Annotated in this window: 1 pseudogene; it reads right to left on the reverse strand. The window is 45.8% G+C overall.

The features are described from left to right. Nucleotides 1-511, reverse strand: a pseudogene (locus M4974_RS07845) (hypothetical protein); the annotation flags it as partial.

Consider the following 511-nt stretch of genomic DNA (forward strand, 5'->3'; position numbering starts at 1 on the left):
ACTTGGAAGCGGACTTTGATCCAGAAGTTGAATCAGAAATCGAGGCACTCGTTGAAGCCGACTGACTCGCTGATTCCGAAGTCGAAATTGCCTTAGATGAGCTATTTGAAAGTGAAGTGCTCATCGATGCTGTTGAAGCTGAATTTGAAATCGAAGTCGAAACGGATTCACTAGCTGCCTTTGAGTCAGAGTTTGAATCAGAAGTCGACGTACTTGCCGACCTAGACGTCGACTTTGAGCTTGAAATTGAAGCAGAGATCGAGGCACTCGTTGAAGCTGATTGACTTGTTGATTCAGAAGCTGAATTTGACTTGGATGTACTTGCTGAGGTTGAAGCACTTGCCGATTCAGTCGAAGCAGAGTCAGAACCTGAAACTGATGTTGAGGTTGAAGCCGACTTGCTCTTGGCCTTTGAGTCAGAACCCGAAACTGATGTTGACGTACTTGCTGATTTTGAAGCTGACGTTGAGCCAGAAACCGATTCACTAGTTGAGGTTGAAGCACTTGCCGA

The sequence above is a fragment of the Convivina praedatoris genome (assembly GCF_933208495.1).
GTDB lineage: Bacteria > Bacillota > Bacilli > Lactobacillales > Lactobacillaceae > Convivina > Convivina praedatoris.